21 protein-coding genes are annotated in these 22,501 nt (G+C 46.9%); 14 read left to right on the forward strand and 7 right to left on the reverse strand.

Going from position 1 to position 22,501, the window contains the following annotated elements; all coding sequences use genetic code 11:
- Window positions 1-3: 3 nt before the first annotated feature.
- Both sdaAA and I2B62_RS01000 read left to right on the forward strand, forming a co-directional pair.
- Window positions 4-900 carry an L-serine ammonia-lyase, iron-sulfur-dependent, subunit alpha gene (gene sdaAA / locus I2B62_RS00995; RefSeq protein ID WP_195267114.1) on the forward strand — a complete coding sequence of 299 codons (897 nt, stop codon included), beginning with the start codon at window positions 4-6 and terminating at the stop codon, window positions 898-900.
- The gene (locus I2B62_RS01000; protein WP_195267115.1) at window positions 897-1,376 is read left to right on the forward strand and encodes a dCMP deaminase family protein; all 480 of its coding nucleotides are present in this window, start codon (window positions 897-899) and stop codon (window positions 1,374-1,376) included. The genes sdaAA and I2B62_RS01000 overlap by 4 nt, the downstream gene beginning before the upstream one ends.
- 51 nt (window positions 1,377-1,427) lie before the next feature.
- Here I2B62_RS01000 and I2B62_RS01005 read toward each other — a convergent pair whose 3' ends face one another.
- Complete coding sequence (locus I2B62_RS01005; RefSeq protein WP_195267116.1) at window positions 1,428-2,078, reverse strand: pentapeptide repeat-containing protein; 651 nt, start codon at window positions 2,076-2,078, stop codon at window positions 1,428-1,430.
- A gap of 148 nt (window positions 2,079-2,226) precedes the next feature.
- Here I2B62_RS01005 and I2B62_RS01010 point away from each other — a divergent pair, with 148 nt between their 5' ends.
- Both I2B62_RS01010 and I2B62_RS01015 read left to right on the forward strand, forming a co-directional pair.
- Window positions 2,227-3,537 (forward strand): putative DNA modification/repair radical SAM protein, encoded by a 1,311-nt coding sequence (locus I2B62_RS01010; protein WP_195267117.1) that lies wholly within the window; start codon window positions 2,227-2,229, stop codon window positions 3,535-3,537.
- Entirely contained in the window at window positions 3,522-4,316 is a 795-nt protein-coding gene (locus tag I2B62_RS01015) for a TIGR03915 family putative DNA repair protein (RefSeq protein WP_195267118.1), read from the forward strand. Before I2B62_RS01010 ends, I2B62_RS01015 begins: the two co-directional genes overlap by 16 nt.
- On the opposite strand, the gene I2B62_RS01020 is transcribed toward I2B62_RS01015, so the two are convergent.
- The 3 genes from I2B62_RS01020 to I2B62_RS01030 form a co-directional block, all read right to left on the reverse strand.
- Window positions 4,313-5,284 carry a DUF6179 domain-containing protein gene (locus I2B62_RS01020; RefSeq protein ID WP_195267119.1) on the reverse strand — a complete coding sequence of 324 codons (972 nt, stop codon included), beginning with the start codon at window positions 5,282-5,284 and terminating at the stop codon, window positions 4,313-4,315. The genes I2B62_RS01015 and I2B62_RS01020 overlap by 4 nt on opposite strands.
- A gap of 1 nt (window position 5,285) precedes the next feature.
- Complete coding sequence (locus I2B62_RS01025) at window positions 5,286-5,732, reverse strand: DUF6323 family protein (RefSeq protein WP_195267120.1); 447 nt, start codon at window positions 5,730-5,732, stop codon at window positions 5,286-5,288.
- Window positions 5,733-5,951: 219 nt separating this feature from the next.
- The gene (locus I2B62_RS01030) at window positions 5,952-7,271 is read right to left on the reverse strand and encodes an ATP-binding protein (RefSeq protein ID WP_195267121.1); all 1,320 of its coding nucleotides are present in this window, start codon (window positions 7,269-7,271) and stop codon (window positions 5,952-5,954) included.
- A 201-nt stretch (window positions 7,272-7,472) separates the two neighbouring features.
- Between I2B62_RS01030 and I2B62_RS01035 the strand changes: the two genes are divergently transcribed.
- From I2B62_RS01035 to I2B62_RS01065, 7 genes are all read left to right on the forward strand, one after another.
- The gene (locus I2B62_RS01035) at window positions 7,473-8,951 is read left to right on the forward strand and encodes a M23 family metallopeptidase (protein WP_195267122.1); all 1,479 of its coding nucleotides are present in this window, start codon (window positions 7,473-7,475) and stop codon (window positions 8,949-8,951) included.
- Window positions 8,952-9,012: 61 nt separating this feature from the next.
- Window positions 9,013-9,690, forward strand: a complete 678-nt coding sequence (locus tag I2B62_RS01040; RefSeq protein WP_195267123.1) for a RecX family transcriptional regulator — start codon at window positions 9,013-9,015, stop codon at window positions 9,688-9,690.
- 127 nt (window positions 9,691-9,817) lie between these two features.
- The gene (locus tag I2B62_RS01045) at window positions 9,818-10,768 is read left to right on the forward strand and encodes a 2-hydroxyacid dehydrogenase (protein ID WP_195267124.1); all 951 of its coding nucleotides are present in this window, start codon (window positions 9,818-9,820) and stop codon (window positions 10,766-10,768) included.
- A 6-nt stretch (window positions 10,769-10,774) separates the two neighbouring features.
- Window positions 10,775-11,380 carry an NAD(P)H-dependent oxidoreductase gene (locus I2B62_RS01050; RefSeq protein WP_195267125.1) on the forward strand — a complete coding sequence of 202 codons (606 nt, stop codon included), beginning with the start codon at window positions 10,775-10,777 and terminating at the stop codon, window positions 11,378-11,380.
- Between the two features lie 121 nt (window positions 11,381-11,501).
- Complete coding sequence (locus I2B62_RS01055) at window positions 11,502-12,218, forward strand: GTP pyrophosphokinase family protein (RefSeq protein WP_195267126.1); 717 nt, start codon at window positions 11,502-11,504, stop codon at window positions 12,216-12,218.
- Window positions 12,219-12,369: 151 nt separating this feature from the next.
- Window positions 12,370-13,578: a 5-bromo-4-chloroindolyl phosphate hydrolysis family protein gene (locus I2B62_RS20755; protein ID WP_195267127.1), complete on the forward strand. Its 1,209-nt coding sequence runs from the start codon at window positions 12,370-12,372 to the stop codon at window positions 13,576-13,578.
- Window position 13,579: 1 nt separating this feature from the next.
- Complete coding sequence (locus tag I2B62_RS01065; protein ID WP_195267128.1) at window positions 13,580-14,731, forward strand: toxic anion resistance protein; 1,152 nt, start codon at window positions 13,580-13,582, stop codon at window positions 14,729-14,731.
- 61 nt (window positions 14,732-14,792) lie between these two features.
- Here I2B62_RS01065 and I2B62_RS01070 read toward each other — a convergent pair whose 3' ends face one another.
- The 3 genes from I2B62_RS01070 to I2B62_RS01080 all read right to left on the reverse strand — a co-directional run bounded on the left by I2B62_RS01070 (window position 14,793) and on the right by I2B62_RS01080 (window position 18,231).
- Window positions 14,793-15,923, reverse strand: a complete 1,131-nt coding sequence (locus tag I2B62_RS01070) for an aldo/keto reductase (RefSeq protein WP_195267129.1) — start codon at window positions 15,921-15,923, stop codon at window positions 14,793-14,795.
- A 126-nt stretch (window positions 15,924-16,049) separates the two neighbouring features.
- Window positions 16,050-17,396, reverse strand: a complete 1,347-nt coding sequence (locus tag I2B62_RS01075) for a M20/M25/M40 family metallo-hydrolase (RefSeq protein WP_195267130.1) — start codon at window positions 17,394-17,396, stop codon at window positions 16,050-16,052.
- Window positions 17,397-17,466: 70 nt separating this feature from the next.
- The gene (locus I2B62_RS01080) at window positions 17,467-18,231 is read right to left on the reverse strand and encodes a DeoR/GlpR family DNA-binding transcription regulator (protein ID WP_195267131.1); all 765 of its coding nucleotides are present in this window, start codon (window positions 18,229-18,231) and stop codon (window positions 17,467-17,469) included.
- Window positions 18,232-18,417: 186 nt separating this feature from the next.
- Between I2B62_RS01080 and I2B62_RS01085 the strand changes: the two genes are divergently transcribed.
- From I2B62_RS01085 to I2B62_RS01095, 3 genes are all read left to right on the forward strand, one after another.
- Window positions 18,418-20,088, forward strand: a complete 1,671-nt coding sequence (locus tag I2B62_RS01085) for a ribulokinase (RefSeq protein ID WP_195267132.1) — start codon at window positions 18,418-18,420, stop codon at window positions 20,086-20,088.
- 182 nt (window positions 20,089-20,270) lie between these two features.
- Window positions 20,271-20,969, forward strand: coding sequence for an L-ribulose-5-phosphate 4-epimerase (gene araD, locus I2B62_RS01090; protein ID WP_195267133.1), 699 nt, complete (start codon window positions 20,271-20,273; stop codon window positions 20,967-20,969).
- A gap of 107 nt (window positions 20,970-21,076) precedes the next feature.
- Window positions 21,077-22,459: a sn-glycerol-1-phosphate dehydrogenase gene (locus I2B62_RS01095; protein ID WP_195267134.1), complete on the forward strand. Its 1,383-nt coding sequence runs from the start codon at window positions 21,077-21,079 to the stop codon at window positions 22,457-22,459.
- Window positions 22,460-22,501: the final 42 nt, after the last annotated feature.

The following is a 22,501-nucleotide window of genomic DNA, read 5'->3' on the forward strand; positions in this document are numbered from 1 at the left end:
GCCATGAATTTTACCAACGGAAGCACCCTGTTAAAAACCTGTCACCGCCACCAGTGCCCGATTTCAGAGGCAATGTTCAGAAGAGAAACCACCCATCTGGAAAACACCCCAGAAGAAACAAAAGCCCGGATGCGTCATGCCTGGGAAATCATGAAAGACGCAGTCCGAACATCGCTTGAAGAAAAGCGGACCTCCGTCGGCGGCCTTATCGGCGGAGAAGCACAGAAGCTCAACGCGCGCCGAAAGGCAGGCAGCAGCATCAGCGGCCCCCTGACCGCCAAAGCCATCATCTACGCCATGGGCGTACTTGAAGTCAACGCCTCCATGGGACTCATCGTCGCCGCCCCTACAGCCGGCTCCTCCGGCGTGCTGCCCGGCGTGCTCATGGCCGTTCAGGAAGAACACCACTTCAGCGACGCCGATATGGAGAACGCCCTGTTTAACGCCGGAGCCATCGGCTATATTATCTCACGGAACGCAACCGTTGCCGGAGCCGAGGGCGGCTGCCAGGCCGAAGTCGGCGCCGCCAGCGCCATGGCCGCCAGCGCATTGACCGAGCTCTTTGGCGGCACCCCGCAGATGTGCCTGAGCGCCGCCGCCAACGCCCTTTCAAACCTGCTGGGCCTGGTCTGTGACCCCATCGCAGGGTTAGTAGAAGCACCCTGCCAGAAGCGGAACGCCATCGGAGCGTCCAACGCCATCATCAGTGCAGAGATCGCCCTGAGCGGCATCAAAAACCTGGTGCCCTTCGACGAGGCCGTCAGCGCCATGCTGCAGGTCGGAAGGCGGCTGCCGCCGGAGCTGCGGGAGACAGCCCTTGGAGGGATGGCCGCAACGCCCACCGGCTGCGCGCTGTGCCGGAAGATTTTTAAAGGACAGGATGAGGAGGAAGAAAAATGAAAAGAGAAGATTATTTATCCTGGGATGAATATTTCATGGGGATCGCCCTGCTGGCTGCAAAAAGAAGCAAGGACCCCGGAACACAGGTGGGCGCATGTATTGTAAGCCCGGACAACAAAATTTTAACCATGGGCTATAACGGAATGCCTACAGGCTGCCACGATGATGATATGCCCTGGGAGCGGGAGGGGGCACCTCTTGAAACAAAGTATCTCTACGTCTGTCATGCCGAATTTAACGCCATTTTGAACAATGGAGGCCGTTCATTAAAGGGGGCAACTCTATACGCGACGCTTTTTCCCTGTAACGAGTGTGCAAAGGCCATTATACAGTCGGGAATCCAAAAGGTTATCTATATGGAAGATAAATACGCGGACACCGATGCGGTCATCGCCTCCAAAAAAATGTTTGATATGGTTGGAATTGTTTATGAGGCCTATGAGGCCAAGCATAAAAAGGTTGTTATTGAGTTGTAAAGCTGAAATAAGCTGCCGGATTCTTCCGGCAGCTTATTTTTTTACCATCGCCTATTCTTTGATAACAACGCCCAAAAGCTTTGCCAGCTCGGCGGCCTGAAAGAGGTTCACAACAGCGCCACGCAGTTCCTGGCTGCCTGAAACTGTGATCCGGCTCAGGGTATCACTTGTAAAATCCATACCCTTTAGAGGTGTATGGAGAAAATCGGCTTCAGTGAGGTCGCACTGCTGAAAGTGGGTGTTTTTAAGCTTGCAGTCTTGAAGGCTGACATTTTGAAGCGGGCAATTTTCAAACAGAACGTGCTTGGTTTTGCTGGTGGAAAAATTCATAAAATTTCCAAGGCACTCTGTAAAATGGCATTCCTCCAGAATACAGGCATTAAAATCTGTGCCAAGCAGCTTGCAGTTTTTAAAAATGACTCGATGAAAGGTGGAATCACTGAGGTTGAGATTGGATAAGTCGCAGCCAGTAAAGAGGACATCGGCAAAAAAGGTATGGGTCAGGCTGGAGGACTGGAACTGGCAGTTTTTAAACTGACAGTGATGGAATTCGAGCTTAGACTGATGAAAAGCTTCAAGACCAGTATCGCTGAATTCAAAGCTTTCAATATCCTCTTCCTTGTCAAGGCAGTCATAAATAATGGTAAGCAGGTCATCGCAGGGCTTTAACGGGTCAGGAAAAGCCGGTGGTTGTAAGCGCATAGGGACACTCCTTTCGTGATGATTCATTATAGCATAACTCAGTTTGGAATTAAATAGAAAATCCGTTCTTTTTCTATTGACTAAATAGATCGAATGTTTTATACTAATTTAAAGAAAGAACGGATATTTGAAGAGATGAGGGCTTGAAATGGAATTATTAGAAAAATTGGAAATCCTAACCGACGCTGCGAAATTTGATGTGGCCTGTACCTCCAGCGGGGTAAAGCGGAAGGGGAAGAAAGGCGCACTGGGAAACACAGTGGCAGACGGGATCTGCCATAGCTTTGCACTGGATGGCCGCTGTATTTCCCTTTTGAAGGTGCTGATGACAAATGTATGTGTGTACGACTGTAAATATTGCGTGAACAGGATTTCTCAGGACGTCGAGCGCGCTGTGTTTACCCCAAGGGAGCTGGCGGATCTGACCATTGGCTTTTACCGGAGAAACTATATTGAAGGCCTTTTTCTGAGTTCTTCGGTCATTAAAAATCCGGATTATACCTGTGAGAGGATGATTGAGACCCTGGCGCTTTTGAGAGGAGATGAATATAATTTTAACGGCTACATCCATGTAAAGGCCATACCAGGGGCAGACCAGAGACTTTTAACAGAGCTGGGCTATCTGGCAGACCGGATGAGCATTAATATCGAGCTTCCGTCGGAGGAGGGCCTGAAAAGGCTGGCGCCGGATAAGACAAAAAAAGCCATCTTTAAGCCCATGGGGATGATTACCAGCAAGATAGAAGAAAACAGCTATGATGTAGTTAAATACCGGCATACGCCCAAATTTGTGCCGGCCGGCCAGAGCACGCAGATGATCATTGGCGCAACACCGGACACAGACTACAAAATATTAAACCTGACAGAAGGCCTTTATCAGAAATATTCCCTTAAACGTGTATTTTTTTCAGCCTATGTGCCTGTATCCGAGAATAAGCTGCTCCCGGCCCTCGATACCAAACCGCCGCTTTTACGGGAGCACCGGCTGTACCAGGCGGATTGGCTGCTTCGGTTTTACGGCTTTCACGCAGCTGAGCTGCTGGATGCCGAGCACCCGAATTTCAACCCACTGGTCGATCCAAAATGCAGTTGGGCGCTGGCTCATCTGGACCAGTTTCCCATTGAGGTAAACACCGCCTCCAGAGAGATGCTTTTGAGGGTGCCGGGTATTGGGGTCAAAAGCACCATGCGCATTATTCAGGCGCGGCGGATGGGAAGACTGGATTTTGTGGGACTGCGTAAAATCGGTGTGGTTTTAAAGCGGGCTCAGTATTTTATTCTGTGCAATGGAAAAATGGTTGAGGGGCTTAAGGTGACGCCGGACGGTGTGCTGAGAGCCTTGATTTCAGAGCAGGGACAGCGCGATTTAATTGAGCGGAAATATGAACAGCTGTCCTTCTTTGACAAAGATCAGTCACCTGTGCTGCACAGGGAGGTTTTAAAATGTCTGACGCAATGAAGCCGGTTTATCTTTATGACGGCACTTTTGAGGGGTTTTTGTGCTGTGTTTTTGAAAGCTATATGAAAAAAGAAACGCCTGTCGACATTGTACCGGACACCTTTGAACAGTTTTTTCTTTATCCTGTTAAGGAAATTGAAACAAACCGCGAGCATGCCGACAGGGTTTTCTGTTCGTTTGATATTAAAATGTCTCCGGATGCGGCCGATTTTATAAAATGCGGCTTTTTGACCTGCCACCCTAAAAAAGAAATGCTGATGTATCGTTTTATCCGTAAAGGTTACCGCGTGGGAGGAGGGATTATTGACTGTCTTGCCGATCCGGATGTCCATGAGCTCCACAAGGCGGTAAAGCACCTTAAAAACGAAGCACATCTCCTTCGCGGATTTATCCGGTTTGGAGAATACAACAAGACACTCGTCTCGGTAATTGCGCCTAAAAACTGGGTGCTTCCTCTTTTGGCTGAGCATTTCAGTGACCGTTATAACGGAGAAACTTTCATGATCTATGACGAGGTCCACCACTCGGCCCTTATCTATCATCCCTATGAGTGGATACTTGTGCCGATTGAGGATTTTACACTGCCGGAGGCTGCTGAAGAGGAGCTTCTTTTTCAGCAGCTGTGGCAGCGCTTTTACAAAACCATCGGTATTAAGCAGCGTTTTAATCCTAAATGCCAGATGACGCATATGCCAAAACGTTATTGGTCCCATACGGTTGAGCACCAGCCTGAGCGCGTTGGCACATCAGGTGAAAAAAAGCGCTTGAGCGGAGTTTAACGGACAGCCAGAAAGGAACGGATCGTCTCCTGCTTGACCGAGCGGTATAAGCCGGCAACGGTTTTATCTTGACACTTGCCCAGATAGGTCTTAAGTGAGGGCCAGCGCAGACCTTTTTCGACGATGATGGCAGAGATGGCCTGACTGACGGCTTCCTTACATTTTTTACGGGGCTGTCCTTCAAACTGTTCGGCCAGAGACAGAGCTTCCGGTTCTGTCAGGATGATTGAATCACTGTCATTGCCTATGAGTTTGCGGGCGATGGCATTACTGAGCACCAGACCAAAAATATTTTCCGTTAGGTCCCTGCTTGGATAACCGACATTGGCTGCGAACTGGTTTAAAAGCGTCATGATTTCATCCTGGTCAAACTGATTACAAAAATGGTTTTCGAGATAAAGATTATGGATGATCTCTTTCATATAATGGATACCGGAAAGATTTTTCCGGTAGTAGCAGGGAAGGTACTCTAACATCCCGGGGGTTTCGGTTGCCTTGAATTCTGGATTATAATCCCTGAAGAATAGAGGGATATCGTCAATGGTGGTGTTGTAAGCATAGACGTCCACCTTCAGGCGGTTTCCCCTGAGACGGTTATAAAGCAGCTTTGACTGGTTAATTTCCTGTTTGATCTGAGTCAGCCCTTCGGTAAAAAGACTTGGAAGGGTTGAGCTTTGAAGCTTTTCCAGGGCTTCTTCAGGGGTTTCGTATTGGGATAAAATGGTGTCAATGCAGTAAAAAATACCATCGGTCAGGACGCCTGCAATCTCAGTTTTTACTGAGCTTCCACCCTGAGTATACTGGCTGATCTGCCTTGTGAGCAGTGCGCTGAGATGTTTCTGAAAGGTTTCAAGGTTGTTTTTATTAATCATTCCAATGCGGACTCCCTCATAAAGCAGAGTCTTTGTGTACTCGGCAGGGTCTAAATTCTTGATTTTTAGTGTGCTAACGGGCTCCATTTGTTTCATTCTAAATCTCCTGTTTGTATAATTTGCTTCTGCAAAGTGCGTCAATTTGTTGATCCATCAGGATATCTTCGGCATTTGTCAATCCACGGTCCAGAGCATTGGCCAGATGCTCGATAATACAGTCGTCGCTGATACGGTCCAGAGTATCTTCTTTAATAATATAGAAGGCATCAACCAGCTCTTCCAGAATTTGTGCATAATTTTCGGTCCAGAGATTTTGGGAATGGCAGACTGCGCGGATAATTTTTGGCAGTATGCCCTGGCCGATTTCTACACGTCCATGGCTTTTAAGCTCGTTGGCATTGTGAAGCGTCAGCTCATGGGCTTCGTCGGGGGTGAGGGAAAGGCCGTAATTAGCGGCGTCATCATTGGTACGGAGAAGGGCATTTTCTTTTTCAATAATGTCCAGAGTACCAGAATTCAGCAGTGCAATCTGAAAATTCTTCATAAATATCCTCCTTGCCTATTGACAAAAAAACCGATATGTGATATAATTATAAAATTAGTCAAGATAAATAATTTGAACGCAAACACTAGTATAACATTGATCGCGCGGCGCTGTCAATGTTTTTTCTTTTTTTCGGAAAAAAAGATGACCGGCAAAATTTACCGGTCGTCGAAAGTTACAGAAAGCCGCTGCAGAGTGCCTGCAGCAGCTTTTTAAAGGTTAATCCTCAGTGAAGGAATTGATTTTCAAATAATCGATGAATTGTTCGGCAGTACGGCCGGAACGGTTGAGATGCCGCAGCTCCCACTGAATGGCCAGAGATTCGATCCTTGCCGTGGGCATATGGATGCCGGCTTCCTTTGCGAGTTCGAGAACCATGGAAAGGTAGCCCTTCTGATTGGGAACCTCAAAGGTAAGGACCAGACCAAATCGGCTTGAGAGGGAAAGCTTTTCCTCCATAACATCCTTGGTATGGACGGCGTTATCACGTTCAGACATGGTTTCAGTCACCAGATGACGTTTATTGGAGGTAGCATAAATGAGCACATTCTGCGGATTTTCTTCCAACGAGCCCTCCATGACGTTTTTGAAAATTTTATAGTCGGCATCATCCTCGTCAAAGGAGAGATCGTCGATAAAAAGAATGAACGGGTAAGGGCGCTTTTTAACGTATTCGATGACCGAAGGAATATATTCCAGCTGGTCTTTTTTTATTTCCACCATTTTGAGCTTGGTATCTTTAAAGGTGTCCAGCAAGGCTTTAACCATGGTGGACTTGCCGGTGCCCATATCGCCCTGGAGCAGCACGTTCAGGCCGGTATAATTATTGATAAAGGAGGCGGTATTGGCAATGAGCTCTTTTTTCTGCATGTCGTAGCCAACCAGGGAATCCATTGGCTTGTACTTTTGATTGGTGATGGGGGACAGCCGCCCGCCGTCCACAATTTTGAAGCTGACATTAATCTCAAAAATACCAAGACCGTGATGGTTAATATATTCGTTGGTGGCAGCAAAGGCTTTGTCAATGTCCTTGGTTGAAAAGGCCAGGTCAATTTCATCACAGGGCGGAACCGGGAAAAAGATATGGGCGGAAAAGATATTGGTGTCGTCAAGGGTTGTTTCCTTTAAAAAGGTATCCCAGTCAAAATGATAGAGCTTCATGAAAATTTCAAACTCATGATACATGCTTTTGGCAAAGGGATGCTGCTTGGTGACGGGGCCTCTCTCAAAAAGAAGGGTCAGAGGGTTTTCGTTTCCAACAATCTGTGTGATCAGAAAATCCTTCCAGGGCGTTTTTGCATAGTTGGTATCCTCGCTTTTATTAAAGGAATAGCTCAGCATCAGGGATTTTAAGTGATAGTAGGTGTCCAGGTATTCCTGCCTGTATTCGATACCCTTTAAGCCGGATTCATAGGCTTTCGAGAGAACCAGAAAATCCTTGAGGATCGGGTGCTCCAGAACGGGACGATAAAAGGAAAGCGTGTTAAAAATATCTGACGCAATCACATTATTTATGTTATCAGGGCTTTCAGTTATCATATTTTATTCACCTCAATAGTAAATTGTATTTTGTATTCTATTATAGCATAAGCGGATGCGGGATGGGACTAAAAAACAAAAATCTTAAAGATTCGTCCTTTTTGTAACGAAAAAGTCACAAAAATCTTGAGAAAAATTTACGTTTATGTTAAAATTTAGCTAACAACATGTTTTAGCGCTAATTTAAGGAGAAAATATAAATTGAAAACCTCAAAATTCGGAGATAAACTGAGTTCTGTTGAAGAAAAAATTAACGCAAGGCTGGATAAGTTTAACGATAAAATTGGAAAGCGGATTTTTACAGCCAGGGCTTCCGCCATTGTGGTGACCGCCTTTATGGTCTGCGCCGGAACCGGTATAGCCCATGCCCAGACAACAGCCTATGAGGTGCTGTACAATGGGCAGAGCATTGGCTATGTTAAAGATCCAGATACCTTTGACAATGCCATTGGGGAGCTGCAGCAAAAGCTTTCTCAGGAATACGGCAATGAAAATGTTTTTATCGCAGATGATATTAAGCTCAAGCCAGCCCGTACTGTGGGAGAAAAGCTTGATGTGGACCAGTGTGCCGAGACGATTTACAAGGCTGGAGTTGATGTTAAGCTGAAAGGTGCTGCCATTGTGATTGATGGAAAGGCCGCCATCCAGACCGACTCTAAGGAGACAGCAGAAAAGGCGTTGAATGATTTTAAACAGCAATACGCTCAGGTAGAGGGCGCGACAGTTTTGAGCTCTGAGCTCAAGCAGAATGTCGCCATTGACGAACAAAATGTGGAAGTACCCGACGCCAGAAATTATGAAGCCACCATGTCGTATCTTAAAGAGGGAAATGAGATTACGGCCCAGAGCACAGTTCAGCCGGGAGAAACCGATGGAAACCTCATTGCAGCCAACCGTGGAACAACGGTTGACCGTCTGGCAGCTATGAACGCCGATAAAGACCTGAATGCCCTGAAGGAGGGCGATATCCTGAACACAACACAGAAGGCTCCGGTACTGACAGTGGTTACCGTTGTCGAAAAGCAGTATCAGGAAGAAATCCCCTTTGAGACAGAGGAACAGCTTACCGATGAGCTGATAACTGGTGAAGAGGAGGAAGTACAAAAGGGTGAGAATGGACAGAAGGATGTCGATGCTGTTTTCACCTATGAAAACGGTCAGGAAGTCGGCAAGGAAGTTAAAGCAGAGAATATGACCAAGGAACCGGTCAAGGCAGTTAAGCGTGTGGGGACAAAGGAAGCGGCGTCTGCGCCTGTATCCAGAGGCTCCATCAGCGGCAGCGGACAGTTTCTGATCCCGACCAGCGGTCTTGTGGGTGAGATAGGACGTCCGGGCGGCGGATCAAGTAATCACTCCAATGGCTGTGCTGTGGATATTTTGAACGGCTACGGTACCCCGGTCTATGCCTCGGCGGCTGGAACAGTAACGCGCGCGTCAAGCTTTGGCGGTTACGGAAACTGCATTGAAATACAGCATGAGGGTGGCTATTCAACCCTGTACGGCCATTTGAGCAGTATTGATGTCAGTGTTGGTCAGACAGTTGGTCAGGGAGAATACATCGGGGGAACCGGCTCTACCGGATCCTCAACAGCCAATCATCTTCATTTTGAAGTAAAGATCGGTGGTGTTGCCCAGCTTATTCAGGATTATATCCCTGTTTCGTCTGGCGCATATGTCTAAAATTTGTTAAAATAAAACTGCCGGAATCAGCCGGCAGTTTTTTTAGTGGAAAGGAAATCCTATGAGTGATCCTAAAACCGTTCAGAAAGCTTACGACCAAAGCCTGAACTATCTTTCCTTTAAGAACCGGACGGAAAAGGAAATGGTCGACTATCTGGAAAAGAAGGAATACAGTGAGCGTGTGATCGCTGAGGTCATGGCAAAGCTCGTGCAATATGCCTTTGTCGATGATACCGCTTACGTGAAAAATTACTGTTACAACAATCTCCATTTTAATTTCTGGGGCAGGGTGAAGATGCGCTATGATTTAAAAAAGCGGGGAATCCCCCAGGAGCTGATCGCCAGTCTAGACGAGCTTTATACGCCAGAGCAGGAGCGAATATGCTGCGAAAAGCAGTTTGAAAAAGCGGCCCGTCAGTACAGCCGGGAAAACTATCAAAAGCGCAGGAGTAAAATCTATACCTTTTTGCAGAGGAAGGGGTTTCCCAATGAGGTCATCCGGGAAGTGATCGAGGCGAATCTGCCTGAGGATGAGACGGAGAATCTGACAGACGAAGAAACGGAGGCGCTGCTGGAAACCCAGATGGCGGAACTGCGGCGTTACTACGAAAAATACCGCAGAATGCAGGAAAACAAAGGCTATACAGGCAGAGAACTGAAGCAGCGGGTTACACGAAATTTGATGAGCCGGGGATACCGTTATGATCAGATACGAATAATGACAGAAGAAGACGAATAATTATCTGCTTAGACATCAGGTGCACAAAGAATTTTGGTTATTGGTGTAAATTTATCCTTAAAAAGCATGCGCGTTTGTATTATAATAAGCTTATTAGGATTAAATAAGGATTCGGAGGCAACGAGCGATGAAAATTGTAATAATGGAACCTCTCGGCATCACGGATGATGCATTGCAGACATTGAGCATGCTGCTCCGTGCGGACGGGCACGAGTTTATTGCTTATGAGAACCGGGAAACCAACACAGAAAAGCTGATTGAACGGGTAAAGGATGCCGATGCTGTCGTATTGGCCAACCAGCCCTTTGGCAAAGAGGTCATTGACGCCTGCAAAAACCTGAAGCTGGTGGATATTGCTTTTACAGGGATTGACCATGTAGATGTTGCCGCCTGTCAGGAGAGAGGCATTATCCTATGCAATGCGGCAGGCTATTCCACCAACGCGGTGGCCGAGCTGGCTTTTGGCCTGATGATTGATGTCTACCGCTATATTGTGACCTGTGACCATGAAACCCGTAATGGCGGAACCATCGGCGGCCTGATCGGCTATGAGCTCTGCGGCAAAAAGCTTGGAATTGTGGGAACCGGCGCCATTGGGCTGAAGGTGGCAGAAATTGGAAAAGCCTTTGGCTGTGAGCTTTTGGCCTACAGCCGGACCGTGCGCTCGGAAGGGCTGGAGATGGGCATCAAGTATATGGATTTAGAGGAACTGCTTAAGCAGAGCGATATTGTCACCCTCCACATTCCGGTGAGTCCGGAAACACAGGGGCTCATCAGCCGGGATATGCTGGCGCTTATGAAGCCAGAAGCCATAATCATCAATACGTCAAGGGGGGGCGTTATCGACAATGAAGCCCTGGCAGACGCATTGAAGGAAGGAAGAGTAGCTGGCGCAGGTATTGATGTTTACGAGGAAGAACCGCCGCTGCCAAAGGATTATCCGCTTTTAAGCGCGCCCAACACCGTCCTCACACCACATGTGGCATACGCTACAAAAGAATCCTTGTATAAGCGCGCAGTCATCGTGTTTGATAATATTCGCTGCTGGCTTGAGGGCAATCCACAGAATAGGGTGTAGGTAAAAATGGAGAAGATACTAGTTATAACAGCCAGTCCGCTGGCGGAGGCATCCGTCAGCTGTAAACTGGCAGAAATTTTTATGAAAAATTATCAGGAAGCACATCCTGAGGATCATCTTAAGCGTATTGATCTCAGCCGCCTGGAACTTCCAGAAATTGATGAGGAGCTGATCGCTTATTTTAATGGGCAGTCCGGTGAAAACAAAAGCGCTTATTCGGAAATCGATGCACTCTGCGAAGAATTTATGACGGCAGACAGAACTGTCTTTGCCCTGCCGCACTGGAACCTGACCGTACCGCCAAAGATGGTCAGCTATTCTCTGGCCGTCATGCGTGCGGGCAAAAGCTTCCGTTATACAGAGGAAGGGCCGGTCGGCATGCTGGAGAATAAAAAAGCCCTGATTCTGCTGGCCAGCGGCGGCACCTGCAATACGGACAACCGCATAATGCATTGCTATGGCGTAGACTGGCTGAAGGGGATTCTTGGCCTGTGTGGAATTGAGGATGTCTCGGTGATTTATGCTCAGGGTATGGAGGAACGGCCAGATAAGGTACAGGAGATTGTCAAGAATGCCTGTTTAGAGGTTGAAGCCTTCTCAAAAGAATGGTAGAATAAAAGCAGATGCGAAAAAAGCGTCTGCTTTTTAATTTATTTTATGAAAAATTAAGCGAAGCATATTAAAATAGAGTTTGTTATTGAGATTGCTTTATAATCACAACAGGAGAGATAGTATGCTAAATACAAAAATAACCGAGAAGACCCCCATGGTGGATATACTAAAAAAGGTTGAGGCGGAGGTATTTGTTGGAAACGATACCAATGATCCCTACGAGGTGGCTCAGGCTTTAATCAAGGAATTATATGATCTGGAAAACACCTTTTCAGCGGCGATTAAGGAGGTGCGCACAAAGCTTGAAATTCTGAATGATGAGTTTCAGTCCACCCACGAGCGCAACCCGATCCACACCATTCAGTCCAGAGTAAAATCGCCCAAAAGCATTGTTGAAAAGCTGGACCGCAAGGGCTTTGATCTGAGCGTCCTGTCGGCCAGGGATAATCTGGATGATATCGCGGGGATTCGCATTATTTGCCCGTATATCGAGGATATCTATGCCGTCAAGAACCTTTTGAAGGCTCAGGATGACATTGAGCTGGTTCGGGTGACGGATTATATTAAAAAGCCAAAGCCCAACGGCTACCGAAGCCTGCATTTGATCTTAAAGGTACCGGTATTCTTTTCTGACCATAAGGAGATGGTCAAGGTCGAGGTACAGATTCGGACCATCGCCATGGACTTTTGGGCCAGTCTGGAGCATCAGCTGCGTTATAAAGCAGTGGACTCAGCCAATATCCCCGAGTCGGTCGCCCGTGAGCTTAAAGAGTGCGCAGATACCATTGCGGAGACAGATGTGAGAATGCAGGATATCCATAATCAGGTGATTCGATAAGAATACAGCCGCCAGAGAGCTGCCCAGCTTCTGACGGCTGTATTTTTGTTTAATAAAACCTTGCAAACCGCCTGTTTTAGCAATTTCAATTGTTATTTTAAGCGTTATAGGATATAATTGTTTTACAGCATGAATATTATGGAGGAAAAAAGTGTCTAAAAATGATTACTCCAATCTTGGCGAGGAAATTAAATCCATTGTGAAAGAAGCCATAAACTCGACGGATTTTAAACAGCTCAACAAAAATATAAGCAATACGGTGAACAGCGCGCTGGATGAAGTGAAAAAAGGCGTGCAGAGAGGAAAAGCCGTATGGTATGAAACAAGCGCCAGGATTGATGAAGAAGAAACAGAAACAGAGACGCAGGTGGTGGAGCGGCCATTGCGCGCACCGGTGGCAAAATCGCCGGCCGGTAAAATATCCAGTATTATTATGATGGTGCTGGGCTATTTCGGCGTAGGTTTCAGCGCCTTTGTTCTTGCCGCTGTTGGAATAGCGGTGGGCATATCTGGAAGCCTTATTGCGATGGGGATATCCATGGGTGTGTTGATTCCCCTCCTGATTATCTGCATCATTCTGGCCGTGACAGGAACAAAGTCCAGAGGCCGGGTGAAGCGGTTTTATGAGTATGTGCGCACCCTTAACGGTCAGGCCTATATTTCGATCAAACAGCTTGCGGCCAGTGTGGATAAAAACGATAAGTTTGTCGTCAAGGATTTGCTGAAGATGATTCGTTCCGGTATGTTTCCTGAAGGCCGGATCAATGATGAAAAAACCTATCTTCTGTTAAGTGATGAAGCCTATGACGCCTATGAAAAATACGAGCAGGGCGTCCGCCTGCGCGAGCTGGAAGAGCGCCGCTTAAGAGAACAGGTAGAGCGTCAGCAGAGAATGGAAGCCCAAAATCCAATTCTGAAGGAAACGCGCCTGCTCATTGAAGAGGGTAAGGTGAGTATTGATCAGATTCGTGAGGCTAATGAAGCTATTTCCGGAGAAGTGATTTCGCAGAAGCTTGACCGTTTGGAAATTATACTCTGTAAAATTTTTGAATATGTCGAAAACCATACAGACGAGCTGCCTGAAACCCGCAAATTTATGGGCTATTACCTGCCAACGACCTTAAAACTGGTCAATGCCTATCGTGAAATGGATGCTGAGCCTATTCAGGGTGACAATATCCGAAGCGCAAAGCATGAGATTGAGGAAACGCTGGATACCATTAATTATGCCTTTGAAAACCTACTCGACAGCTTTTATCAGGACAAAGCGATGGATATCTCAACAGATATTACAGTGCTTGAGACCATGCTGGCCCAGGAGGGCCTGACAGAAAAAGACTTTAACACTGGAGGAAAGTAAAATGAGTGATGAAATAAAAGATTTTGAAACAGTTGCGCCAACCCTGACCTTTGATCCTTTTGAGGAAGTAACGACCCCAATGCCAGAGACGGTGAAGGAGGTAGCTGTAGAGGACGCCGCCTTTAATGAAAACACCCTGACGCCGGAAGAACGGCAGATGGTAGAGAACTTCTCGCAGCAGATTGAGCTTACCAATTCCAATATGATCATGCAGTATGGTGCGGGAGCGCAGAAAAAAATCGCGGATTTTTCTGAAACGGCTCTGGACAGCGTTAAGAGTAAAGATCTTGGCGAAATTGGTAATATGCTTACCAATATGGTTACAGAGCTCAAAAGCTTTGATGTTCAGGAAGAAGAAAAAGGCTTTCTCGGTTTCTTTAAAAAAAGCGCCAATAAGATAACAGCTATGCGGGCAAAATACGCAACGGCAGAAACCAATGTCAATAAAATCTCAGAGATTTTAGAGGGCCACCAGATCCAGCTGATGAAGGATGTGGCCATGCTGGATAAAATGTACGAGGTCAATAAAACCTATTTTAAGGAATTATCCATGTACATTTTGGCTGGCAAAAAGAAGCTGCTCAAAACACAGAATGAGGATTTACCCGCACTGGTGGAGAAATCAAAGGCCAGCGGTTTACCAGAGGACGCTCAGGCCGCCAACGACCTGGCTGCCATGTGCAACCGCTTTGAAAAGAAAATCCATGACCTTGAGCTCACCCGTATGATCTCGCTGCAGATGGCGCCTCAGATCCGTCTGGTTCAGAATAATGATATTCTGATGGCGGAGAAAATCCAATCTTCACTCGTGAATACCATTCCGCTCTGGAAGAGCCAGATGGTGCTGGCATTGGGGGTGGTCCACTCAGGACAGGCTGCCGAGGCACAGAGACAGGTTACGGATATGACCAATGAGCTTCTCAAGAAAAATGCCGATACCCTTAAAATGGCAACCATTGAAACGGCCAAGGAATCCGAACGGGGTATTGTGGACATTGAAACGCTGAAGCATACGAATGAATCGCTGATTTCTACCTTTGATGAGGTCCTGAAAATCCAGGCTGAAGGCCGGGAAAAACGCCAGGCTGCCGAGGTTGAAATGCAGAAAATTGAAAGCGAGTTGAAGCAGAAGCTGCTGGAAATAAAAAAATAGAACGACCAAAACGACCGTGCAGGCCATCAGCCCACACGGTCGTTTTTTAGTACAGGTTAAGCTATAAAAGTTTTTGAGCCAGAGCGGCTACCTTTTTAAAGGCCTCGGGAACGTCAATGCTCTGTGGACAGTGCTCGGTACACTGGCCGCAGGCAATACATTGTGCTTCCTGCTTTTCTGAGCCGAGAGCAGTATACCCCTTGATAAAGTCCGCCTTGTCTTCGCCCAGCATATATTCGTTGTAGAGCTTGAAAAGTTCTGGTATTTCCACACCGGATGGGCATTCCATGCAGTACCGGCAGCCTGTGCAGGGGATCGTCTTGGTTTTAGTAAAGATATCGCCGGCTTTATGGACAAGGTCCAGTTCAGATTCAGATAAGGGCTTAAAGTTTTCCATGGTGCTGATGTTGTCTGCCACTTGTTCCATGGCGGACATACCGCTGAGAACGGTAAGGACATTGGGCAGACTGGCTGCGTAGCGAAGCCCCCAGGAAGCAAGGCTCTTATCAGGATCGCTCTCTTTAAAGGCCGATGCCGCCTCTTCGCAGAGCACTGCCAGAGTACCGCCTCGCAGCGGTTCCATGACAATACAGGGGAGTCCGTGTGCTTCCAGAATTTCATACTGGCGTTTAGCGTTCTGGATGTTCCAGTCCACATAGTTTAGCTGAAGCTGGACAAAATCCCAGTCATAACGTTCAACCAACTCCTCCAGCTTTTCCGGTGAGCCGTGAAAAGAAAAGCCCAGATGGCGGATCTGACCGTCGGCTTTGCGCTTCAGCAGGTGCTCCATGATGTTGCAGTCGTTATATACCTTAAAGCTTTCGTCTGAGATCGCATGGCAGAGATAAAAGTCAAAATAATCCACTTGGCAGTTTTCAAGCTGCTTCTCAAAGATATCGTCAACATCCTTTTCTTCTTTTACCAGAAAGCCGGGCATCTTGCTGGCGAGATAAAACTGATCGCGGGGATACTTTTTCAGAGCCTTGCCCACAAAAGGCTCAGACAGACGTTGATGATAGTTAAAAGCCGTGTCAAAATAATTAACGCCATGCTCAAAGGCATAATCAAAAAGCGCCTGGGCGGCTTCCTCGTCGATTTCCGGCCCGTCCGGGCTGAGCTTTGGCAGGCGCATACAGCCAAATCCCAGAATCGAAATGGCCTCTTCCGTGTTTCGATAATTACGTTTATACATTCTCTCCTCCTCGTTTATGTAAGCCTGCTCTTATGATAACGCTGTAAAGGAGAACCCGCAAGGGGTTTTCGTACAATTCCAAAAATAAAAAGACACAAAGGTTAAAGGTCCCTGTGTCTTTTTTATTTACTGATAATTTTGAATAAATGTTGTGTAGAAGGTAATGGCCCGACCCAGGTTTTCGATGGATATGCGTTCATTGATGTTGTGCATGGCATCACGTTCGCTTTTAGTGACCTGAACAGGGGTAAAACGATAGATATTTTTTGACACAATATCATACTTCCGCGCATCAGTGCCGCCCAGTGAAATAGACGGAGTTGTTTCTGCGCCAGGGAAGATAACAGAAATGCAGGCTTCCAGGTGTCTGTAGGCCTGAGTGTCGGTTCCGGAGAAAGCGGACGGCGGATGGTTCATCAAAATTTCAAAATCCGGTTTTTTCTTACCGCAGAGCTTAGTGATATGCCGGATCATATCCTCTGCGCTATCGCCCTGCAGCATACGGCAGTTTAAAATAGCGGATGCCTCTCCTGGAACCACATTGGCCATATCACTGCCTTGCAGAACAGTCGGGGCGATGGTGCTCCGGATCATGGCATTGGTCATGGGAACCTTTGAAAGCTCTTTATAGAGCGCGGGCTTTAAGAGCTCGATATGATCGTAAAAACGCCGTTTTCTGCCGTGGACATCCGGTGAGACTTTTTTGAGCAGCTGTTTGACCGGATCGGTAAGGTGCGGCGGCATGGGATGCTCCTCAATACTGACCAAAAGCTTTGAAAGCTGATGGATGGCACTGCCCGGTGAAGGCACAGCGGAATGCCCGCCCTTCTGTGAGAAGGTAACCTTTAGGTTAGCCTGCCCCTTTTCACCGACGCCGACTGTTGCCATCGGGCGGTTAATCTGCGGAAAGAGGTTCTCAATACACATACCGCCTTCATCCAGCACACAGTCAAATTGAATGTTCTGTGACTTAAAAAAAGAAGCGATCCGGGAGGCTCCGAGGTTGCCGCCAACCTCCTCGTCAAATCCAAAGGCGAGATAAACGTCGCGCTCAGGCTGCTGCTCCATGGTAATAAAGCGTTCCAATGCCTCAAACAGGGCAATAACTTGAAACTTATCGTCCAGTGCACCGCGCCCCCAGATATAGCCGTCGGCAACGGTGCCGCTGAAGGGAGGGTAGGTCCATTTCGATTCAGTGCCCGGGCCGACAGGGACAACGTCATAGTGCCCCAGAAAAAGCAGAGGTCTGGCATCGCGGTTTTTACCCTTCAGGCGATAAACGAGTCCGTAATTATTCACACGGGTATGCTCAAGATGCTCGTGGCAAACGGGATAGGCTTCCCTTAAAAAAACAATGAAATCATCGAAGGGCTGATAATCCGGCGCACGACCGGGCCGGTTGGAAATTGTTTTTATCTGAATGGCCTCTGAAAGATTCTGGATTGCTTTATTGAGCGTAAGGGTCGTATTCATGGCTTCACATCCTTTGATAAGATAAACTTAATACCATTATAGCATATTTGCGAAATTACGAAAACGAAATTTAAGCCAGAATAATCTCAACCCCCATATCCCGGTACAGCTTTACAATGTCAGGGTCTGCATCGGAGTCTGTAATGAGGGTGTCTCCGGATTTTAATTTGCCGACACAGACAAAGTCATCCTTACCAAGCTTATCGGAATCAGCCATAATCACCAGCTTTTTAGAGATTTCCGCCAGTACCTTGTAAAGTCCGATTTCCACCAGACTGCCGTGATGCAGAGAACCGTCTGTTCCGACACTGGTTACGCCGATATAAGCGGTTTCAAATTTAAATTCACGGATCATGCCCTCTGCAAAACTGCCGGTGGTTGCCAGGGTATTGCTGCGCAGCTCACCGCCGATGATGATAATGGAAATATTGGTGCGTTTGCTGAGCTCAAGGGCAGTGTTGAGGCCGTCAGTTACAATGAGCAGGCGCCGGGAATTGTCCAGCTGCCGCGCCAGGGTAAAGACAGTGGTGCCGGAGCTCAGAAAAATTTTCTGGCCGTCTGTAATCATGGCGGCAGCCCTTTGGGCGATACGCTCTTTATGTTCGATATTTGTGTTTAAACGCACATAAAGCGGTTTTTCCAAAAGAATATCGGTATTGTTTAAAACAGCACCGCCATGGGTTCTGGAAATCTTTCCTTCATTCTCCAATTTATCAAGGTCTCTGCGGATTGTCATCTTGGTAACCCCAAAAAGGTTACAGAGCTGTGAAACCTCCACGCTGCCGTGTTGTTCCAATAGTTGCAGAATTTGTTCCTCTCTTTGTTCTTTTAACATCGTTTATGTCTCCTTTATGTGCTCTTTTGTGTCACTTATCTATAGAATAAACTATTTTAGGATTAATTGCAAGTGGATTAAAGGTAAACGGTTGACTTTCATCATTGAATGTGCTATTATACAAACATAAAGTATCCAAACGAACATGTTAAAGGTTCATTTAAAACATGAGGAGGAATAACAAAGATGGCAAAGTATGTAATCGGTATCGACTTCGGTACGCTCTCCGGTAGAGCAGTTGTGGTCAATGTAAAAACAGGGGAAGAAATTGGTTCGGCATTTTATAATTACCCACATGCGGTAATGGACAGAGAGCTGCCAGATGGCACAAAGCTGCCAATGGACTACGCGCTCCAGCATCCGCAGGATTATCTGGATGTTTTCAAGAACGCGGTTCCAGAGGTTTTATCACGCACACAGGTAGACCCGGCAGATGTTATCGGCGTAGGGGTTGACTTTACAGCATGTACAGTCTTGCCGGTAAAAGCTGACGGCACACCAATGTGTTTCCTTGACAAATATAAGAACGACCCAATGGCCTATGTTATGATGTGGAAGCATCACGGCGCTCAGAGCTATGCCAACAGACTGACTGAAATCGCAGAACAGCGCGGCGAAGACTTTATGGCCCGCTATGGCGGCAAGGCCTCATCTGAATCCATGACACCGCGTCTGTGGCAGATTTGTGTCGAGGATCATGAATTATATGAAGACATGGACTACTACATTGAAGCTGGGGACTGGGTAATCTGGCAGCTGACCGGAAAACAGACCAGAAATTCCTGCGCAGCAGGCTATAAGGCTTTATATCATAAGGTAGATGGTTATCCGTCAAAGGATTTTTATAAAGCGTTAGACCCACAGTTTGAGAATGTAGTCGAAGAAAAACTGAATTGCCCAATCTCACCGATCGGCAGCAGAGCAGGCGAAATTGACACAAAAGGCGCAGCGCTGACTGGCTTAAAGGTTGGCACGGCTGTGGCCATTGCAAATGTCGACGCTCACGCTGGCGTACCCGGTGCCATGAAACAGGCTGGCCCGGATCAGATGCTTATGATTATGGGAACCTCCACCTGCCATATGCTCATTTCCAAAGAAGAAAAGATTGTACCCGGCGTGTTTGGTGTGGTTGAAGATGGTATTCTGCCAGGTTATTTTGGATACGAAGGCGGACAGAGCTGTGTAGGCGATCACTTCGCGTGGTTTGTGGATAACTGTGTTCCGGAAGACTATGCACAGGAAGCCAAGAAACGCGGCTTAAATCTGCATCAGCTGTTAACAGAAAAAGCAGAAAAAATGGCGGTCGGTGAAAGTGGACTCATCGCGCTTGACTGGTGGAACGGCAACCGCTCCGTCCTTCTCGACAACGACCTGACCGGTATGATGCTTGGTATGACCCTGCAGACAAAGCCGGAGGAAATGTACCGTGCATTAATCGAAGCAACGGCTTATGGTACCAGAGAAATCATTGAAAACTTTGAAAAATGCGGTGTAACCGTAAATAATCTGTATGCAACCGGCGGGATCGCCATGAAAAATGCCATGATGATGCAGATCTATGCGGATGTTACCAGAAGAACAATCCGTATCGCAGGTTCCGAATACGGTCCGGCCCTCGGTGCTGCTGTTATGGCCTCCGTGGCGGCTGGTTCTGCAGAAGGCGGCTACGACTCTGTATTTGAAGCTGCTCAGATTCTGGCAAATGAAAAAGATATTCTTTATACTCCAAATGAAGAAAACGCAAAAGTATACGACCAGCTGTTTGCGGAATACGCCATCCTGCACGATTACTTCGGCCGTGGCGAAAACGACGTAATGAAACGTCTGAAAACCATCAAGGCAGAAGCTGCAAAATAGTCCTTAAAAGTCATTCCTCAAACAGAGGAATGACTTTTTTTGTCCTAAAAGCTTTGGGTTTTTAGAGAATTTTAGCAATTTACAATTGACGAAATGTTAGAAATGTGCTATTATAAAAACATAAAGTAACAAAAAGAACATTTTAAGATCGACAGAAGATTTTAGTAATTTAGGGAGGAACCATGTTAGAAGAACTGAAACAGCAAGTTTATGAAGCCAATATGCTGCTGCCGGAGTACAAGCTTATTACCTTTACCTGGGGTAATGTATCCGGTATTGACCGAGAAAAAGGTCTGATCGCCATTAAGCCCTCCGGTGTCGAATACGATAAGCTCAAGCCGGAGGATATGGTTATTGTCGCGCTGGAAGATGGTAAAGTGGTAGAGGGAGACCTGAATCCTTCGTCCGATACCGATACGCACCTTGAACTCTACCGCAATTTTCCCAATATCGGCGGTGTGGTACACACCCACTCCCAGTGGGCGACCATCTGGGCACAGGCAGGAAAAGATATCAACGCTTACGGAACCACCCATGCCGATTACTTTAACGGGCCGATTCCCTGCACCCGCGTTATGACCGAGGCAGAAATTGAAGGGGATTATGAGCTCAACACCGGTAAGGTTATTATCGAAACCTTCAATGATATGGACATCAATCCCGACTATATGCCAGCTGTTCTGGTTAAAAGCCACGGCCCATTTACCTGGGGGAAGGACCCGCATGAAGCGGTGCACAATGCCGTTGTTTTAGACCAGCTGGCCATGATGGCCTTCTATACCGAGCAGGTGGCCGGCGGTGCATATCCCATGCAGGATGTGCTTTTAAACAAACATTTCTACCGCAAGCACGGCGAAAACGCCTATTATGGCCAGAAGTAGAGAACCAGAGAACCTAAATCTATGGTTTTGTGTTCCTTTAAAAACAAGCTTAAAAACAAATTAAATATCTGAATCTAACCTAATTATAAAATCAAAAGGAGAAAAACATGAGTTTTAAAGAATTATCTATTAACGAATTGATCAACCACGAATTTGATTGCAGCTGCGGCAAAAAACATATCGCCAGCATCGAAAATATCGCCATCGGCAAAAATGCTTTAGGTAGACTGCCAGGCATTATGGAAACCCAGAAATTAAAAGACGGCAGCACCCTGAGTAAAAACGATAAAATTTTTATCGTGGCCGATGTAAATACCTGGGAAGTGGCCGGTGAACGTGTTGAAAGCATGGTAGCGGAAGCAGGCTATCCGGTCGAAAAATACATCTTCCCGCACAAGAGCATGCACGCAGAAGATAAATATGCCGAAGAAATGAAAGCGCATTTACCGGCAGATACCAAGCTGGTCATTGCCATTGGCTCGGGCTCTTTAAACGACTTAACCCGTTACGTCGCCTTTGATGCTGGCCTGCCTTACTATATCGTTGCAACCGCCCCATCCATGGACGGCTATGCCTCCAACGTTTCGCCTTTAGTACACAACAACCTCAAAATCACCTATTCGGCCGAATGCGCCAATGCCATCATCGGCGATACCGATATCCTGGCCACCGCGCCGGATGTCATGATCGCAGCCGGTTTAGGCGACGTTTTAGGTAAATATTTAGCCATTAACGACTGGAAAATGTCTGAGCTGATCAATGGCGAATACTATTGTCCGGAAGTTGGCGAGCTGGTTCTCTACTCTGTCAAAAAATGTGTGGACACTGTACCGGGGCTTGTGAACAGAGATTCTGATGCCCTTCAGTATCTCATGGAATCCCTGGTGCTTATCGGGATTGCCATGAGCTATATCGGCTTCTCCAGACCTGCGTCTGCTTCCGAACATCATATTTCCCACTTCCTAGAAATGAAGTCCATCTTTAAAGGTGAATACGGTCAGCTGCATGGCACCTGTGTGGGCATGGCAACCTGTATTGTCAGCGATATGTACGCAAAATTCCTGACCATGCCTTTTGATTATGACAAAGCACGCGCGCACGCAGAAACCTTTGACTACAACACATGGGAAAAAGAAATCAAACGTTCCTTTGGACTGGGTGCAGATGAAGTGATCAAGCTATACCAGCAGGTATACCAGAATGATCCTGAAGTGGTTGAAAAGCGTATTGACAGCATTCAGAACAACGAAGCGAAGCTGGTCTGCCTGATGGAAGACGTGGTGGCAGATACTCAGAAAGCGCCTGAACTGTTAAAAGCACTCCACGGCCTTACCAGCCCGGCAGAGTTCAATGTAACAAAGGAAGAATTTAAGGATATTTTAATGTATGCCAAGGAACTGCGCAACCGCTACGCCGCACTTCAGTTCTTCTATGACATGGGGGTTCTGGAAGAATTAGCCGATGACATTATTGACAAATACATGAAATAAAACTTCAATAAAAAAAGGACAGACGATCGCGTCTGTCTTTTT

This window comes from Eubacterium sp. 1001713B170207_170306_E7, assembly GCF_015547515.1.
In the GTDB taxonomy this organism is placed as follows: domain Bacteria; phylum Bacillota; class Clostridia; order Eubacteriales; family Eubacteriaceae; genus Eubacterium.

Excerpts from the sequence above, each read along its gene's own strand:
- I2B62_RS01080 (WP_195267131.1), bottom strand. The coding sequence starts at position 18,231 with ATGTTAAAAGAACAAAGAGAGGAACAAATTCTGCAACTATTGGAACAA.
- araD (WP_195267133.1), top strand. The coding sequence starts at position 20,271 with ATGTTAGAAGAACTGAAACAGCAAGTTTATGAAGCCAATATGCTGCTG.
- I2B62_RS01020 (WP_195267119.1), bottom strand. The coding sequence starts at position 5,284 with ATGAAACAAATGGAGCCCGTTAGCACACTAAAAATCAAGAATTTAGAC.
- I2B62_RS01065 (WP_195267128.1), top strand. The coding sequence starts at position 13,580 with ATGAGTGATGAAATAAAAGATTTTGAAACAGTTGCGCCAACCCTGACC.
- I2B62_RS01045 (WP_195267124.1), top strand. The coding sequence starts at position 9,818 with ATGAAAATTGTAATAATGGAACCTCTCGGCATCACGGATGATGCATTG.
- I2B62_RS01005 (WP_195267116.1), bottom strand. The coding sequence starts at position 2,078 with ATGCGCTTACAACCACCGGCTTTTCCTGACCCGTTAAAGCCCTGCGAT.
- I2B62_RS01095 (WP_195267134.1), top strand. The coding sequence starts at position 21,077 with ATGAGTTTTAAAGAATTATCTATTAACGAATTGATCAACCACGAATTT.
- I2B62_RS01085 (WP_195267132.1), top strand. The coding sequence starts at position 18,418 with ATGGCAAAGTATGTAATCGGTATCGACTTCGGTACGCTCTCCGGTAGA.
- I2B62_RS01000 (WP_195267115.1), top strand. The coding sequence starts at position 897 with ATGAAAAGAGAAGATTATTTATCCTGGGATGAATATTTCATGGGGATC.
- I2B62_RS01070 (WP_195267129.1), bottom strand. The coding sequence starts at position 15,923 with ATGTATAAACGTAATTATCGAAACACGGAAGAGGCCATTTCGATTCTG.
- I2B62_RS01030 (WP_195267121.1), bottom strand. The coding sequence starts at position 7,271 with ATGATAACTGAAAGCCCTGATAACATAAATAATGTGATTGCGTCAGAT.
- I2B62_RS01015 (WP_195267118.1), top strand. The coding sequence starts at position 3,522 with ATGTCTGACGCAATGAAGCCGGTTTATCTTTATGACGGCACTTTTGAG.
- I2B62_RS01040 (WP_195267123.1), top strand. The coding sequence starts at position 9,013 with ATGAGTGATCCTAAAACCGTTCAGAAAGCTTACGACCAAAGCCTGAAC.
- I2B62_RS01075 (WP_195267130.1), bottom strand. The coding sequence starts at position 17,396 with ATGAATACGACCCTTACGCTCAATAAAGCAATCCAGAATCTTTCAGAG.
- I2B62_RS01050 (WP_195267125.1), top strand. The coding sequence starts at position 10,775 with ATGGAGAAGATACTAGTTATAACAGCCAGTCCGCTGGCGGAGGCATCC.
- I2B62_RS01010 (WP_195267117.1), top strand. The coding sequence starts at position 2,227 with ATGGAATTATTAGAAAAATTGGAAATCCTAACCGACGCTGCGAAATTT.
- sdaAA (WP_195267114.1), top strand. The coding sequence starts at position 4 with ATGAATTTTACCAACGGAAGCACCCTGTTAAAAACCTGTCACCGCCAC.
- I2B62_RS01055 (WP_195267126.1), top strand. The coding sequence starts at position 11,502 with ATGCTAAATACAAAAATAACCGAGAAGACCCCCATGGTGGATATACTA.
- I2B62_RS01025 (WP_195267120.1), bottom strand. The coding sequence starts at position 5,732 with ATGAAGAATTTTCAGATTGCACTGCTGAATTCTGGTACTCTGGACATT.